The 14,951-nt window shown below is 63.9% G+C and carries 15 protein-coding genes; 11 read left to right on the top strand and 4 right to left on the bottom strand.

The annotated features are described in order from the left end of the window. Positions 1-9: 9 nt before the first annotated feature. From E4M07_RS15275 to E4M07_RS15285, 3 genes are read right to left on the bottom strand one after another with little or no spacing between them, the layout of a single operon-like run. Positions 10-1,296 carry a TRAP transporter large permease gene (locus E4M07_RS15275; protein ID WP_136659243.1) on the bottom strand — a complete coding sequence of 429 codons (1,287 nt, stop codon included), beginning with the start codon at positions 1,294-1,296 and terminating at the stop codon, positions 10-12. Next, the gene (locus E4M07_RS15280; protein ID WP_136659244.1) at positions 1,296-1,808 is read right to left on the bottom strand and encodes a TRAP transporter small permease; all 513 of its coding nucleotides are present in this window, start codon (positions 1,806-1,808) and stop codon (positions 1,296-1,298) included. Before E4M07_RS15280 ends, E4M07_RS15275 begins: the two co-directional genes overlap by 1 nt. Then, entirely contained in the window at positions 1,805-2,824 is a 1,020-nt protein-coding gene (locus E4M07_RS15285; RefSeq protein ID WP_136659245.1) for a TRAP transporter substrate-binding protein, read from the bottom strand. Before E4M07_RS15285 ends, E4M07_RS15280 begins: the two co-directional genes overlap by 4 nt. A 218-nt stretch (positions 2,825-3,042) precedes the next feature. Between E4M07_RS15285 and E4M07_RS15290 the strand changes: the two genes are divergently transcribed. The 9 genes from E4M07_RS15290 (at position 3,043) to E4M07_RS15330 (ending at position 12,260) form a co-directional block, all read left to right on the top strand. After that, positions 3,043-4,008: a PDR/VanB family oxidoreductase gene (locus tag E4M07_RS15290; protein WP_136659246.1), complete on the top strand. Its 966-nt coding sequence runs from the start codon at positions 3,043-3,045 to the stop codon at positions 4,006-4,008. Between the two features lie 41 nt (positions 4,009-4,049). After that, the gene (locus E4M07_RS15295; protein WP_136659247.1) at positions 4,050-5,381 is read left to right on the top strand and encodes an aromatic ring-hydroxylating dioxygenase subunit alpha; all 1,332 of its coding nucleotides are present in this window, start codon (positions 4,050-4,052) and stop codon (positions 5,379-5,381) included. Next, complete coding sequence (locus E4M07_RS15300; protein ID WP_136659248.1) at positions 5,378-5,860, top strand: aromatic-ring-hydroxylating dioxygenase subunit beta; 483 nt, start codon at positions 5,378-5,380, stop codon at positions 5,858-5,860. The genes E4M07_RS15295 and E4M07_RS15300 overlap by 4 nt, the downstream gene beginning before the upstream one ends. Positions 5,861-5,870: 10 nt before the next feature. Continuing rightward, positions 5,871-7,496, top strand: coding sequence for an AMP-binding protein (locus E4M07_RS15305; protein WP_136659249.1), 1,626 nt, complete (start codon positions 5,871-5,873; stop codon positions 7,494-7,496). Next, positions 7,493-8,668 (top strand): thiolase family protein, encoded by a 1,176-nt coding sequence (locus E4M07_RS15310; RefSeq protein ID WP_136659250.1) that lies wholly within the window; start codon positions 7,493-7,495, stop codon positions 8,666-8,668. Before E4M07_RS15305 ends, E4M07_RS15310 begins: the two co-directional genes overlap by 4 nt. Next, complete coding sequence (locus E4M07_RS15315) at positions 8,665-9,921, top strand: SDR family NAD(P)-dependent oxidoreductase (RefSeq protein WP_136659251.1); 1,257 nt, start codon at positions 8,665-8,667, stop codon at positions 9,919-9,921. The genes E4M07_RS15310 and E4M07_RS15315 overlap by 4 nt, the downstream gene beginning before the upstream one ends. Further along, positions 9,918-10,727 (top strand): cyclase family protein, encoded by an 810-nt coding sequence (locus E4M07_RS15320; RefSeq protein WP_136659252.1) that lies wholly within the window; start codon positions 9,918-9,920, stop codon positions 10,725-10,727. Before E4M07_RS15315 ends, E4M07_RS15320 begins: the two co-directional genes overlap by 4 nt. Beyond that, complete coding sequence (locus E4M07_RS15325; RefSeq protein ID WP_136659253.1) at positions 10,724-11,452, top strand: SDR family oxidoreductase; 729 nt, start codon at positions 10,724-10,726, stop codon at positions 11,450-11,452. Before E4M07_RS15320 ends, E4M07_RS15325 begins: the two co-directional genes overlap by 4 nt. 76 nt (positions 11,453-11,528) lie before the next feature. Further along, positions 11,529-12,260 (top strand): murein L,D-transpeptidase family protein, encoded by a 732-nt coding sequence (locus tag E4M07_RS15330; protein ID WP_206057278.1) that lies wholly within the window; start codon positions 11,529-11,531, stop codon positions 12,258-12,260. A 6-nt stretch (positions 12,261-12,266) separates the two neighbouring features. Here the strand turns inward: E4M07_RS15330 and E4M07_RS15335 are convergent, their stop codons facing one another. Then, positions 12,267-13,211: a LysR family transcriptional regulator gene (locus E4M07_RS15335; protein ID WP_136659255.1), complete on the bottom strand. Its 945-nt coding sequence runs from the start codon at positions 13,209-13,211 to the stop codon at positions 12,267-12,269. A gap of 168 nt (positions 13,212-13,379) precedes the next feature. Between E4M07_RS15335 and E4M07_RS15340 the strand changes: the two genes are divergently transcribed. Both E4M07_RS15340 and E4M07_RS15345 read left to right on the top strand, forming a co-directional pair. Next, complete coding sequence (locus E4M07_RS15340) at positions 13,380-14,360, top strand: tripartite tricarboxylate transporter substrate binding protein (RefSeq protein WP_169054237.1); 981 nt, start codon at positions 13,380-13,382, stop codon at positions 14,358-14,360. 110 nt (positions 14,361-14,470) lie between these two features. Next, positions 14,471-14,950 (top strand): tripartite tricarboxylate transporter TctB family protein, encoded by a 480-nt coding sequence (locus E4M07_RS15345; protein WP_136659257.1) that lies wholly within the window; start codon positions 14,471-14,473, stop codon positions 14,948-14,950. The last annotated feature ends 1 nt before the right edge of the window (position 14,951 follow it).

The following is a 14,951-nucleotide window of genomic DNA, read 5'->3' on the forward strand; positions in this document are numbered from 1 at the left end:
GGCCTTCCCCTACATCGAGTTCGGAATAATGAGTGCCAGCGACGGCACCGCGATCAGTAGCACGAGGCGCACCACGTCCATCGCCACGAACGGTATGATCCCGGCGAAGATCTTCTCGATCGGTATCTCCGGCGCGACGGAACGCATGACGAAGACATTCATGCCGATCGGCGGGGTGATGAAGCTCAGCTCCGTCGCGATGATGACGAAAATGCCGAACCAGATCGGATCGAAGCCGAGGCCGACAACAATCGGGAAAAGGATCGGAACCGTGAGCGTCACCATGGAGAGGCTCTCCAGGAGGCAACCAAGGACCAGGTATATGACGATGATCATGGCGATCACCGCGTAGGGTCCGGCGCCGAGCGCACCGATCCAGCTGCGCAGATCGCCGGTCAGGCCGGAGAAATTCACGTAGTTCAGGAAGTAGAGCGCGCCGAACAGGATGAAGAACATGACGGCGGTCGTCTTGGCGGTGTCGAACAGCGTCGCCAGCGTGTCGCGCAGCGTCAGCCTGCCGCGCACCAGCGTCAGGAGCAGCGCCCCGCCGGCGCCCATGCCCGCGGCTTCCGTCGCGGTGAAGATGCCGACATAGATGCCGCCGAGGACGAAAACGAACAGGAACAGCGCCCAGCCGACACCCTTCAGGGCCAGGAGGCGCTCGACCAGCGGCAGTTTCGGCTGGGTCTCGAGGCGCTCCTTGTGCACGACCAGGGAAAGCCGCACGGCGATGATGTAACCGAGCACACCGACAATGCCGGGCAGGATACCGGCAAGGAACAGCGCGCCGATATTCTGCTGGGTCAGAATGCCGTAGATGACCAGGATCACCGAGGGCGGGATGAGAATGCCGAGCGTGCCGCCGGCGGCGATCGAAGACGCCGCCAGCCGGTCGGAATAGCCGTAGCGGCGCATCGCCGGCAGCGATATGCGTGCCATGGTCGCGGTGGTCGCCAGCGACGAGCCGCAGACGGAAGAAAAGCCGCCGCAGGCGACGATGGTTGCCATGGCAAGCCCGCCCTTGCGGTGGCGCAGCCACGCATTGGCGGCCGTGTAGAGATCCCCCGCGACACCCGACTGGACCACCAGATTGCCCATCAGCAGGAACAGCGGCACGACCGAAAGCGTGTAGCTGCGGCCGCTGTCGAAATAGACCTGGCCGACCAATGTCAGCGCCGGGTTGATGCCGATGATCGAGGCAACGCCGACGAAACCGATGGCCGCCATGGCGAAGGCGATCGGAACGCCCGCGAAGATCAGCACCAAAAGCAATGCAACGCCGATCGGCCACTCCATCAGATGCCTCCGCCTTCCTCGCCGCGCGGCAGGCGAAGCACCGCCATCAGCAGTGTCATTGCCGAGCAGGCGCCGACGATGACGGCGGCGGTCTTGGCGATCGGCGCCAGCGGCGCGCGCAGGTAAACCGTGACCTCGTTGTAGCCGGCAAGCAGCGTGCCGTGTTTCCACAACTGCCAGGAAACCACGGCCAGGACCACCGAGACGAACAGGCGGGCGAACGTGAGCTGATAGCGTTGCCACGCGCCCTTGAGCCGCGCGGTGAACAGGTCGACCGTGACATGCCCGTCATCGAGACAGACCGCCGGCAGGCCGGTGAAGATGATCGCCATCAGGAGAATTTCGGTGTACTCGCCCGCTCCGGAGAGCGGGCTCGCAAGGATGTAGCGGCCGATGACGTCGACGATGGTCACAAAGGTCAGCGCCAGCAGCAACGCGCCGCTGAGACAGGCGGTGACCAGCCGGAACCATCGCCGGGTCCGGGCGGCGAGGCTGTCCGTCGACCCGCTCATTGCGCCGCTGCGATTGCGCTCTTCAGCTTGTTCAGCAGCGCCTCGAAATCGAGGCCGGCCGCAGTGTAGTTCGCCTTCACGCCATCGAAAATGGGTTGCGCATCGGCTTCAAGCACCTGCAACTCGTCGGCCGAGGCTTCGTGGAACGCCACCTTTCCCTCAACCGCCTTGCGGCCGGCCGCGTCGGCGGCATCCCAGGCCTTGCCGGCCAGGCGGGCAAAGGCCTCGCCCGATGCGCTTTCGATCGCCGCCTTGTCGGCATCGGAAAGGCTATCGAACTTGTTCTGGTTCATGACGAAGAAGAACGAGACATTGTAGAGACCGCCGGGCGCCTCGAGCGCGTTCTTCAAAAGCCCGTCGAGCTTGAAGAACGGGATCGACTCGGCGGGAAAGAAGATGCCGTCGGCAACGCCGCCCGACAGGAGCTCGTAGGATTGCGGCGCGGGCGCCTGGATGGCGACCATGTCCATGCCCGAGGCAAGCTGGTTGGTGACGCTTCCGGCAACCCTGATCTTGGCGCCGTCGAGACCGTCCAACGGCGTCACGGGGCGGTCTTTGGTGTAGAGAATGCCCGGACCGTGGGTGAACACGCCCAGGACCTTGACGCCGCGATGCTCCTCGGCGGCGGCCAGGTCGCTCTCATAGAGCTTCCAGTAGGCGACCGACAGGGCTTCGGCGCTGTCGGACAGGAAAGGCAATTCAGCGATCTCGGTCAGCTTGAACCGGCCCGGCGTATAGCCGTGCACACCATAGGTCAGGTCGACGACACCGTTGGCGGCGAGGTCGAAATGCGCCGGCGGCGGGCCGAGCGGCGCGTCAAGGATCTGGACGCTCACGCGGCCATCCGTCGCCTTCTCGATCTCCTGCGACCAGGGAACCATCATCCCCTTGACGATCGGGTGCGACGGCGGCAGCCAGCTCGACATGCGAAGCACCACGTCCTCGGCCTTGGCCCCGACCGTCATGCATGCGGAGATTATAAATGCATTTGCAATTATTTTGAGGCGTCTGGTCATCGTATTCCTCCATTGACGACGAGAAACTGGCGACATAATCCAGCTTTTTTACCGGTTTGCAAGGAAATTTTTCAATCGACTGGCGTTCGATTATATATATGCATATAAAATATTTTATATTTAAAGCTTGACAGGCAAAATCGTGATCACGCATAGTTCCAAGGTGGAGAAGGAGCGCGTATTGCGGTTCCGCACGCGGGACCGGGGCGAGGAAATTCATGCCGGAACTCAGGCTTGTCGTGACCAGCAGCGAGGCGGCCACCCCGCAGATCAGGACGATCGTGCTCGCCCCGGAGGGCGGCGGCGCTCTGCCGTCCTACCGGGCCGGCGCGCATATCAAGGTGCAGCTCCCCGAAGGCGGCGAGCGCCCCTATTCGCTGGTCAATACGGACCCGTCGCCGGATGCCACGCAGGATCCGCAGACCTACCGGCTCGGCGTGCGCCTCGAGGAGGACAGCGCCGGCGGCTCGCGCTTCATGCACGGCCTTGAGGAAGGCGACGTGCTGACCGCCGTTGGCCCCGAGAACCAGTTTGCCGTAACGGAAGATGACGCCCCGATCGTCCTCATCGCCGGCGGCATCGGCATTACGCCGATCCTGTCCATGGCAAGCGAACTGACGGCACAGGGGCGGCCGTTCGACTTCCATTATTGCGGCCGCACGCGCAGCGCCCTCGCCTTTGTCGACCCGCTGACGGCGGTCTGCGGGGATGCGCTGAACCTGCATTACGACGACGAGCCCGATACGGCGATCGACCTCGATGCGATCGTCGCCGCCGCGCGATCCGGTGCGCATCTTTTCGTCTGCGGCCCGCGCGGCATGATCGAGACGGTGCGCGAGCGCGCCCACGATGCGGGCATCGACAAGGATCACGTCCATTTCGAGCTGTTCAGCAAACATGACGAACAGGTGGCGGGCGGCTCCTTCGAGGTCGAGATAAGCTCCACCGGCGAGGTGTTTACAATCCCGCCGGACCGGTCGATCATCGAGGTTCTGGAGGAAGCCGGCATCGACCTGATCTACGATTGCCAGCGGGGCGATTGCGGCATCTGCCAGACGGGCGTGATTGACGGCGTGCCCGATCATCGCGACGTGATCCTGACCGACGATGAGCGCGCCGCCAACGATGTCATGCAGATTTGCGTTTCGAGGGCAAAGTCGGAAAGGCTTGTCCTCGACCTATAGGCTGCGGTCACCGCAGCCTAATCGACCGGGAGGAAGCAGCCATGGGCAGGTATAGCGGCAACAGGTCGGCGGTCGAAGCGCTGATCCGACCGACCCAGGTGCATCGCGACGTCTATATCGACGACGAGGTGTTCGACCTCGAGATGAAGCACCTGTTCGCCAACACCTGGGTGTTTGTCGGGCACGACAGCCAGGTGCCGAACAAGGGCGACTATTTTGCCACCGAGATCGGCCGCCAACCCGTGCTGATGGCGCGCCATTCCAATGGCGAAGTCTATGTGATGCACAATCGCTGCCCGCACAAGGGAACCAAGATCGTCATCGACAGGGAAGGCAATACCGGCAAGTTCTTCCGGTGCCCCTACCACGCCTGGTCGTTCAAGACGGACGGCTGCCTGCTCGCGATTCCCCTTAAGAAGGGCTACAAGGACACAGGGCTCGAGGAAAGCGAGGCGGCCAAGGGCCTCGCCCCGGTCGGCGCCGTCAAGAACTATCGCGGCTTCATCTTCGCCCGGCTCAATGCCGAGGGCCCCGGTTTCGAGGAATTCTTCGGCGACTCGCTCAGCTCCATAGACAACATGGTCGACCGCTCGCCGGAGGGCCGGCTCGAGGTCGCCGGTCCGCCGCTGCGCTACATGCACCAGTGCAACTGGAAGATGCTGGTGGAAAACCAGACGGACACCTGCCATCCGATGGTCGCCCACGAAAGTTCCGCGGGAACGGCCGTCAAGTTGTGGGAATCGCTGGAGAAGCCGGAAGGCACAAAGAAGCCGATGGCGATGGAGGTCATCGCGCCCTTCATGTCTCCTTACGAGTTCTTCGAGGAAATGGGCATCCGCACCTGGCCGAACGGCCACGGTCACACCGGCGTTCACCACTCGATCCATTCCGACTATTCCGCGATACCGGGCTATTTCGAACAGATGGTGGAAGCCCATGGCGAGGAACGGGCCAAGGAGATCCTTGGCGAGAACCGGCACAACACCGTCTACTTCCCCAACATCATGATCAAGGGGCCGATCCAGCAACTGCGCATCTTCATTCCCCTGGCCGCCAACAAGACGCTGGTGGAAAGCTATATCTACCGCCTGGTCGGCGCGCCGGACATGCTGCTGCAGCGCACCGCCATGTACAACCGGCTCATCAACGCGCCGACCTCGGTCGTCGGCCATGACGATCTTGAAATGTACGAACGGGCGCAGGAGGGCCTGCATTCCGACGGGCTGGAATGGGTCAACGTCCAGCGGCTCTATGTCGAGGGCGAGGACATGGACGAAACGGCCGTGGAAAACGGCACAACCGAGCGGCAGATGCGCAACCAGTTCCACGCCTGGAAGAAATACATGACAATGACGATGGAGACGGCGCAATGACCTTCCCGTCCCGCGACGACCTCATCGATTTCGTCTACGAGGAAGCCCGCATGATCGACGACGGCCGATTTGACGAGTGGCTCGATCTGTGGACCGAGGACGGCTACTACTGGATGCCGCTCGACTACAAGCAGGAAGACCCGCACCTGGTGACGTCGCTGCTTTACGAGGACGAATTCCTGCGCAAGCTGCGGGTCGAGCGCCTCAAGGGCGAGCGTACCTTCTCGCAGAAGCCGAAGAGCCGCTGCCACCACGTCCTGTCGCGCCCGTTCGTCGACGAGATGGACCGCGACAACGGGCTGTTCGTCACCCATACGCCGCTGCACTATGTCGAGACCCGGCTCGACGAGCAGTTTATGCTGGCCGCCAATGCACGGCACGAACTGGTCCTGGTGGATGATGAACTGAAGATCCGGCTGAAGCGCGTCGACCTGCTGAACAGCGACGCGGCGTTCGGCAATATCCAGCTTTTCGTTTAAAACGACGCAGATGAACCAGAACCAGTCCCGCACCGTCTACGAACTGTTCGCGGCAGCCGCCGGCCGCTGGCCGGACCGGCCGTTCCTCAACGTACTTCCGGAAACGGCGAGCGCCTACGGCATCGAGGCCGGCGAGCGGACCTATCGCGTCATGCTCGACGCGGTGGACATGATCCGGGATCAGTATGCGGCCGCGGGATACACGGCCGGCGCCCGGGTGATGCTGCTTCTGGAAAACCGCCCGTCCTATTTCCTCCACTGGTTCGCGCTCAATGCGCTGGGGCTGTCGGTGGTGCCGGTCAATCCGGACCTGCAATCGGCGGAGCTTGCCTATATGGCCGGCCACGCGGAGCCGGTTCTCGCCATCGCCACGCCCGAACGCGTCGCCGATCTCGAGGCCGCCAGCCGGGCGTCCGGCATCGGGTTTCCGGTGATCAGCGGCGACATGGAACTGCCTGAAATGCGGGCCAATGCGATGGACGAACACGAGCCCTCGCCCGATCACGAAGCGGCGATGCTCTACACGTCGGGAACGACGGGCAATCCGAAGGGCTGCGTGCTTTCCAACAGCTATTTCCTGCACGCCGGACGCTGGTACGCCAGTGCCGGCGGCGTCTGCGCGCTGGGCGAAGACGGCGAGCGCATGATCACGCCGCTGCCGATGTTCCACATGAACGCGATGGCCTGTTCGCTGATGGCGATGATCACGGTCGGCGGCTGCCTCATCGTGCTCGACCGCTTCCACCCGAAAAGCTGGTGGCGGAGCGTGCGCGACAGCCACGCCACCTGCCTGCACTATCTCGGCGTCATGCCCTCGATCCTGATGAAGGCGGAGGCGTCTCAGCACGACCGCGACCATTCGGTGCGGTTCGGCTTCGGGGCCGGCATCGATCCGAAGCTTCACGTTCCCTTCGAGGAGCGGTTCGGCATTCCCCTCGTCGAGGCCTGGGCGATGACGGAGACAGGCGCCGGCGCGGTGATCGCCGCCAACCGGGAGCCGCGCCGCCGCGGGGAAAGCTGCCTCGGTCGCCCGGAAGCCGAAGTGGAGACCCGCATCGTGCTTGACGACGGATCTGAAGCGCGGGCGGGCGAGCCGGGCGAATTGCTGGTGCGCCGCGCCGGCCCCGATCCACGCTACGGGTTCTTTTCCGAATACTACAAGGACGCGAAGGCCACCGCGGAAGCCTGGGAAGGCGGCTGGTTCCACACGGGCGACATCGTCATGCGGGACGATCAGGGCGATTTCTTCTTCGTCGACCGGAAGAAGAACGTCATCCGGCGCAGCGGCGAGAACATCGCGGCGGTCGAGGTGGAAACCGTCCTCATGCAGCACCCGGAAATCCGCGCCGTGGCGGCGGCGGCGGCGCCCGATGCGCTGCGCGGCGACGAGGTGCTGGCCCTGATCGTGACGGACGGGCCGCGCTCGGACGAAGCGGCGCGCGCGATCGTTGCCTGGGCATTGGAGCGCATGGCCTATTACAAGGTGCCGGGCCATGTCGCCTTCGTCGACGAACTGCCGCTGACACCGACGCAGAAGATCCAGCGGGGCGCATTGAAGAAACTGGTGCCGGCGCTGCTCGAAGATCCGGCAACCGTCGACACGCGCGCCATGAAAAAGCGCCTGGTGCCGTCGTGAACGCGAAACGGGCCGGCTATGACGGGGTCGTGGCGGCCGTTCCGGTGACGGTCCCCTATCAGCGTTATTCCAAGGAAACGGCGCACTGGTGGATCGCCCGGGCGCTGAGGCAACTGGCCGAGGAGGCCGGCATCAAGCCGTCCGAGATCGACGGATTTTGCGCTTCCAGCTTCACGCTGTTTCCCGACACCGCCGTCGGCCTCACCCAGCATCTCGGTCTGACGCCGCGTTGGCTCGATCACATCCCGTTCGGCGGCGCCAGCGGCATTGTCGCGCTACGGCGGGCGGCGCGCGCTGTGCAGGCGGGCGATGCGAATGTCGTTGCCTGCGTTGCGGGCGATACCAACCATGTCGACAGTTTCCGGCGCATGCTTTCAAGCTTCAGCCGTTTCGCCCAGGACGCCTCCTACCCTTATGGCTCGGGCGGGCCGAATGCCTGTTTCGCGCTGCTGACGGATCATTACATGCGCCAGTTCGGCGCGACGCGCGAGGATTTCGGCGCCATTTGCGTGGCGCAGCGCGAGAACGCCCTGCGCAATCCGCACGCGATCATGAAAAAGCCGCTCAGCCTGCAGCAATATCTGGATGCGCGGGCGATTTCCGACCCGATCGCGCTGTTTGACTGCGTCATGCCCGTTGCCGGCGCGGAGGCCTTCCTCGTTATGCGCGAGGACGACGCGCGGGCCGCCGGCCTGCCCCATGCCCATATCCGATCGAGCATCGAACGCCACAACGCCTTTCCCGACGACCCGATCCAGATGCGCGGCGGCTGGGCGATGGATATCGACGAACTCTACGGCATGGCGGGCGTTGCGCCCGATCAGATCGACGTCCTGCAGACCTATGACGACTATCCGGTCATCGTGATGATGCAGTTCGAAGATCTCGGCTTCTGCGAAAAGGGAGACGGGCCGCAATTCGTCCGCGCGCATGACCTGACGATCGAGGGCGATTTTCCGCACAATACCAATGGCGGGCAATTGTCGGCCGGCCAGGCGGGCGCCGCCGGCGGCTATATCGGCCTGGTCGAGGCGATCCGCCAGGTCACCGGCACTGCAGGTCCGACACAGGTGAAAGGCGCCAAGACGGCGATGGCTTCCGGCTTCGGCATGATCAATTACGACCGGGGTCTTTGTTCCGGCGCGGCCATCCTGAGCGGAGACACGGCATGACCGATCCGCTCAACCCGCCGCCCAGGAAAAACCCGCAGAAACGCACACGGATCCCGACCCGGCCGATGCCGATGCGCAGCCGCGCGGCGCTCGGCCTCGCGGCGGCGGCCGCCGAGGGACGCTTCATGCTGCAGACCTGCGCGGAATGCGGGACGGTGCAGTATCCGCCGCGCGACGCCTGCGGCGCGTGCCTTTCCGTCGAGCTCAACTGGACCGATGTCTCGCCGGCCGGCCACCTGATCGCCGACACCACGGTCCGCACCAGCACAAATGTCTATTTCCGCGAGCGTGCGCCCTGGCGCGTCGGGACAGTCCGCCTCGATGTCGGCCCTTCGGCGATCTGCCATGTGCACGGCGATGTCGCCGCCGACGATCCCGTGCGGCTCGTCATCAAGCTGGACAAATCCGGACAGGGCGTGCTCTTCGCCCTGCCGCAAAAAACGACGCCCAATATGGAGGACGATCCTCATATGCGCGAAATGACCTGCGATCCGAAATTCCGTCGCGTGCTGATCACCGACGCGCGCAACGAAAACGCGCCGGCCCTGGCGCAGGCGCTTGCCGACGCCGGCGCGTCGCTCATCTTCGTCGGCGAATCCGAGGCCTGGCGCCCCTACCCTCACCGCGACGCGCTTGAAAAGACCGCCAACGTGAAGATCGTGCCGCTCGACGTCACCGACACCGCGTCGGTTGCCGAGCTTGCCGGCGAGATCGGCGGCAAGACCGATATCCTTGTTAACAATGCCCGTTTCGTGCGCCCCGGAGGCATCATGGACCGGGGCGACGTGGTGTTTGCACGTGACGAGATGGAGGTGAATTTCTTCGGTATGATGCGGCTCGCACAGGCTTTCGGGCCTGCGATGCGCGGCCGCGGCGCGGACGGCGACAACAGTGCCGCTGCCTGGGTCAATATCCTGTCGGTCTATGCCTTGTCGAACATGCCTGAATTCGGCGCCTTCTCGGCCTCGAACGCGGCGGCGCTGTCCCTGTCGCAATGCCTGCGCGGCGAACTCATCGAGGGCGGGGTGCGTGTGATGAACGTCTTTACCGGTCCGACCGAGGACGAGTGGCACCAGCCGCTGCCGCCGCCCAAGGTGCTGCCGGCAGCGCTTGCCAGGGCCGTTGTCGACGGCCTCAGGGAGGGGCTCGAGGACGTTTTCGTCGGCGACGTGGCGAAGGACCTGATCGACCGGTGGCGGGCGGGACCCAAGATCCTCGAACGCGAAATGATGGACCCGGGAGGCCAGGGATGAGCAAAGCCACCGATCCGGCCACGCTGCTAAAAGGCCTCGCGCAGTCGTTGTCTTCCGGAGCCATCCGGGTCATCGACCTCACGCATACGCTGGACCCGGACTTTCCGGTGATCGTGCTGCCGCCGGAATTCGGCCAGTGCGCCCGTTTCCGCATGGAGGAAGTCTCGGCCTACGATCATCGCGGGCCGGCATGGAAATGGAACAATTTCACCTGCAGCGAGCACACGGGCACGCATTTCGACGCGCCGGTGCACTGGGTGTCGGGCCGCGACCTTCCGGACAATTGCGTCGACACGATCCCGGTCGACAAGTTCGTCGGCCCGGCCTGCGTGATCGACTGTTCCGACGGCGCATCCAAGGACGATGATTTCGAGCTGACGCCGGAGATCATCACCGCCTGGGAGGCCGAACACGGGCAAATCCCGGAGGACGCCTGGGTGCTGATGCGCACCGACTGGTCGAAGCGGCGCGGCGATGCCTATCTCAACATGCGCGAGGACGGCCCGCACTCGCCCGGCCCCACTCCGGAAGCCGTCCGGCTGCTCGTCGAGGAGCGCGGCATCCGCGGCTTCGGCACCGAAACGGTCGGAACCGATGCCGGCCAGGGCATGCACTATACGCCGCCCTACCCGGCCCACTACATCCTGCACGGCGCCGGCCGCTACGGCCTTCAGTGCCTCAACAATCTGGACCGGCTGCCGGCCACCGGGGCCCTCATCTGCGCCGCACCGCTGAAGATCAAGCAGGGCACGGGCAGTCCGCTGCGGGTCCTGGCGCTCGTCACCGACGATGGAGGAGAGCCATGAGCGGGCCAATGACCGCCGTCATCACCGGCGGCAGCAAGGGGATCGGCGCGGGCATCGCCCGGCGCATGCTCGACGAAGGCTATTCGGTGATCTCCGTGGCGCGGCATGCTCCGGACTTTGCCCATGAGCGGCTGTCCTCGGTCGAGGCGGACCTGCTGGATCCGGACGCGGTCAGCGCCGCCGCCAAGGAGATCGCGGCAAACCACAACGTCACCCACCTCATCCAGAACGCCGGGCTGATCTGGCCGAACCTTGTAGAGGACGCCAAGCCGTCGGACATCACCGGGCTCGCGCAACTGCATCTGGGCTCGGCACTGACGCTGCTGCAGGCGGTGCTTCCCGGCATGAAGGAGCGCCGCTTCGGGCGGGTGATCTTCAACGGCTCGCGCGCCGCGCTGGGCGTTGCCACCCGAACCGCCTACAGCGCCTCGAAAGCCGGCATGATCGGCATGGCCCGCACCTGGGCGCTGGAGCTCGCACCGCACCAGATCACCGTCAACGTGGTCGCGCCGGGACCGATCCTCACCGACAATTTCTGGGGCATCATCCCGAAGGGCAGCGAGAAGGAAACCGAGCTTGCGAAGCGCATCCCTGTGGGCCGCCTCGGCACCGTCGAGGATGTTACCAATGCGTTTATGTTCTTCGCAGACGAGAAGAGCAGTTTCGTCACCGGCCAGACGCTTTATGTCTGTGGAGGAGCGAGTGTCGGCACGGCGATCCTGTAAGGCCGGAAACAAACTTCCGACGCAAAAATCGCTTAGCGGATAATCCTTTGCAAGATGTTCTTCGATGGGGTGCTCCATGAGGTTGCGGACAACGCTCTATTCAGCCGCCCTGGCCGCCGTCGTCATAGCGGGTGTATCCGTCTACCTGCTTCGATCCCTGATCCCCGGCACCGCCGACATCGAGGCCGTACGCGCCAATGTCACGCCGGGCGTCGAAGACCAGCTCTCCGGAAAGGGCCTGCGTTTCGGCGCACCGATCTTCATCCGTATCTTCAAGGCCTCGAGCGAGCTGGAACTGTGGGTGAAGGACGGCGACCGGTTCAGCCTGTTCAAGACCTATCCGATCTGCAGCTATTCCGGCGATCTCGGGCCGAAACTGATGGAGGGCGACCGGCAGTCGCCGGAGGGTTTTTACTCAGTGTCGGCCGGACAGCTCAATCCGAACAGCAGCTACCATCTTTCCTTCAATCTCGGTTTTCCGAACCTCTACGACCGCGCGCACGGGCGAACCGGCAGCTTCCTGATGGTGCACGGCAAGTGCGTTTCCATCGGCTGCTATGCGATGACCGATCGCGGTATCGAGGAAATCTACCTCATCGCCGAGGCGGCGCTGAACGGCGGCCAGGACGCGTTCGACGTGCACGTCTTTCCATTCCGCATGACCGATGACGCGTTTGCCGAGCATGCCGGCTCGCCATGGATCGGTTTCTGGTCGAATCTGAGGGAAGGCCACGACCTGTTCGAAGCGGAAGGATTGCCGCCCCGGACCGATGTGGTTGACGGGCGCTACGCCTTCGGCGGCCGTTGAGCCGACTCAGCCGGACATCGGCAACGTTGTTTCCTCGGGCGCCTCGAACTCCCACGGCCGGTTGATACGGAACCGATCCTTGAGGAACTCGATAAAGGCCCTGAGATTCGGCGCCATGCCGCGATGCGGCTGGAAGATCGCGTTGAAGGCGACGGTCGGCCCGCGGCAATCCTCGAGCACCGGCAGGAGCGTTCCCGTCTGAACGTGCTTGCGCGCCATCCAGACAGGCAACAGGGCAACGCCCATGCCGGCAAGGGTCATCGCCAGAACGGCCTCGTGATCGCGCACGCCGACGCGCGGGCTGAGCCGTACATTGACGTTGTCGTCGCCCCGCGTAACCCTCAGATCTATAGGCCCGACAGCCGTGCGGCTGGCAATGTAGCAGTGTTTCTGCAGATCCTGCGGTGTGCGTAGCGGGCCGGCCGATTTCATGTAACCCGGCGCGGCATAGAAATACTGCGAGGATCCACCGAGCGGGATGGCACAGACCGAATCGTCCTCGATCTCGCCCTTGCGCACGGCGACGTCACAGCGTTCCTCGATCAGGTCTACCTTGCGGTTGGTGAAGGTCAGGTTGAGCTTCACGTCCGGATAACGCTCCAGGAACTCGGGAAGCAGCGGCAGGATGAAGGCGCGCCCGAGGGTCTCAGGCAGGCTGACATTCAGGAGGCCGCTGGGGTGGGCGTGGATCGCCCTGATCGCCGCATCGGCCTCGCGCGCATCGGCAACCAGCCGCGCGCAATGTTCGTAATAGACGCGGCCGCTTTCGGTCAGCCCGATCTTGCGGGTGGTGCGGTGCATCAGCTTGAGCTGCAGCCGGTCCTCCAGGACCGCGACCCGGCGGCTGATGTTGGATTTCGACATCTGCAGCGTTTCGGCGGCGGCGGAGAATCCGTTGTTTTCAACGACCGCGGCAAAGACGGCCATGTCGGTCAGGAGATCAGCATCCATTATTGTCTACTCTTTGCAACAATGTTTCCAGAAGATGTTCTATTGTCGAAAATATGGGATTTTAATATGTATGACAATATGCAAAACTCCGGTCGGTCGGACGCCCAGAACGGACTAAAAAAGCCGGGTCGGCGACCGACTGCCGGGATGCAAACTTGGGAGGAACTGATGAGATTGAACAAATTGCGTGCATTGGCTTTTGGCGCGGCGTCGATTGGCGCGATGGTGCTCGGAAGCGCGACCGCCTCGGCGGTGGAACTGCCCTGCACCACGGCAAAGCTGGTCGTGCCCTGGGGCGCCGGCGGCGGCACCAGCGTAATTTTCGGGATTTTCGAAAAGGCGATCGAACAGTCCGACGCACCCGTCAAGGTCAAGGTGGTCACAATTCCCGGACAGGGCGGTGGCAAGGGCGCCAAGGAAGCCCATGCCGCGGCACCCGACGGATGCACGCTCTTTGCCATCCACCAGCACCTCGTCGTCAACTACATCAACGGCGTCACCGACTTCAGCTGGGACGGTTTCGAGCCCGTCGCGATGCTTACCGACACACCGGAGATCATCGGCGCGGGCGGCCATGTGCCGTATAACGACCTGTCCGGCATGCTGGCAGCGGCCAAGGACAAGCCGGGCGAAATCCCGACGGGCGTCTCGATGGGCGCGACCAGCCATTTCCTGTGGATCATGCTCGGCGCCAAGACCGGAACCGACTACGCCTATGTGCCTTTCCAGGGCGGCACGGCCGGCCGCATTACCGGCCTTCTCAACGGCTCCATCGATCTCGGCGGCATCAACATGGCGGCGGCGCGCACGCAGCGCGGCGACGGCAAGCTGAAGGCCTTCGCCATCGCCGCCGACGAGCGCAGCCCGCTCATCCCGGATGTGCCGACACTGAAGGAACTCGGCGTCGACATGAACTATTCGCTGACGCGCGGCGTGATGCTGCCGAAGGGCACGCCGAAGGAAATCGTCGACTACTGGGCCGAGGTGTTCAAGGCCCCGACGGAGGATCAGGGCTTCGTTGACGAGCAGGCCGCCAAGGGAACGGCCGTCGTCTATCTCGGACCGGAAGAATATGCCGAGTGGTGGAAGGGTACGGAAACCGAATTCCTCGACGCCGCCAAGGCGCTGAAGGTCGGCCGCTTCCAGTAAGCATGTCCTGATTCAAGGTGCGGCCCCAATGCGGGCCGCACTTTCACTGCCGCGTGCCGGGTCGTAGTCTGAAGATCTGAGCCGTTAATTGACCTGATCCGGAAACCGCAATGTCTCTTAACCGGGATTTCTTCGTCGCCCTGTTCTTCCTGATCCTGTCGGGCGTGATGTTCGTGGCGACTTTCCAGCTTCCGCCGCCGATGTTCGGGCAGATGTCGCCGGCGCTGTGGCCGCGCATCATCCTGGTGCCGCTGGCGCTGCTTGCCTTCGTGTTGCTGATATCGTCGCAGCGCGGCGAAGCAGAGGAGCAACCGCGGCGCAGCCTCGGTGAATGGTTTGGCTACTACCGGAACCCGATCGTCTGCTTCGCGCTGTTCTTCCTGTTCCTGGTGACCATGCCGGTGCTCGGCATGCTCATCGGCGGCCTTGCCTACGTGTTCCTGACCCTTTCCGTCCTCGGCGGCTGGAAACCGCGCCAACTGCTTTTGCACGCGGTCATCACCGCGGTGTTCGTCGTCGGCATGTGGGCGATCTTCACCCTGCTGCTCGGTGTTTTCCTGCCCGAGGGCGCGCTGTTGAGGGTGTTCTGAG

The organism is Nitratireductor sp. XY-223, from assembly GCF_004959855.1.
Lineage (GTDB): Bacteria > Pseudomonadota > Alphaproteobacteria > Rhizobiales > Rhizobiaceae > Hoeflea_A.

Coding starts and splice junctions, on each gene's coding strand:
- E4M07_RS15275 (WP_136659243.1), bottom strand. CDS start 1,296: ATGGAGTGGCCGATCGGCGTTGCATTGCTTTTGGTGCTGATCTTCGCG.
- E4M07_RS15280 (WP_136659244.1), bottom strand. CDS start 1,808: ATGAGCGGGTCGACGGACAGCCTCGCCGCCCGGACCCGGCGATGGTTC.
- E4M07_RS15285 (WP_136659245.1), bottom strand. CDS start 2,824: ATGACCAGACGCCTCAAAATAATTGCAAATGCATTTATAATCTCCGCA.
- E4M07_RS15290 (WP_136659246.1), top strand. CDS start 3,043: ATGCCGGAACTCAGGCTTGTCGTGACCAGCAGCGAGGCGGCCACCCCG.
- E4M07_RS15295 (WP_136659247.1), top strand. CDS start 4,050: ATGGGCAGGTATAGCGGCAACAGGTCGGCGGTCGAAGCGCTGATCCGA.
- E4M07_RS15300 (WP_136659248.1), top strand. CDS start 5,378: ATGACCTTCCCGTCCCGCGACGACCTCATCGATTTCGTCTACGAGGAA.
- E4M07_RS15305 (WP_136659249.1), top strand. CDS start 5,871: ATGAACCAGAACCAGTCCCGCACCGTCTACGAACTGTTCGCGGCAGCC.
- E4M07_RS15315 (WP_136659251.1), top strand. CDS start 8,665: ATGACCGATCCGCTCAACCCGCCGCCCAGGAAAAACCCGCAGAAACGC.
- E4M07_RS15320 (WP_136659252.1), top strand. CDS start 9,918: ATGAGCAAAGCCACCGATCCGGCCACGCTGCTAAAAGGCCTCGCGCAG.
- E4M07_RS15325 (WP_136659253.1), top strand. CDS start 10,724: ATGAGCGGGCCAATGACCGCCGTCATCACCGGCGGCAGCAAGGGGATC.
- E4M07_RS15330 (WP_206057278.1), top strand. CDS start 11,529: ATGAGGTTGCGGACAACGCTCTATTCAGCCGCCCTGGCCGCCGTCGTC.
- E4M07_RS15335 (WP_136659255.1), bottom strand. CDS start 13,211: ATGGATGCTGATCTCCTGACCGACATGGCCGTCTTTGCCGCGGTCGTT.
- E4M07_RS15340 (WP_169054237.1), top strand. CDS start 13,380: ATGAGATTGAACAAATTGCGTGCATTGGCTTTTGGCGCGGCGTCGATT.
- E4M07_RS15345 (WP_136659257.1), top strand. CDS start 14,471: ATGTCTCTTAACCGGGATTTCTTCGTCGCCCTGTTCTTCCTGATCCTG.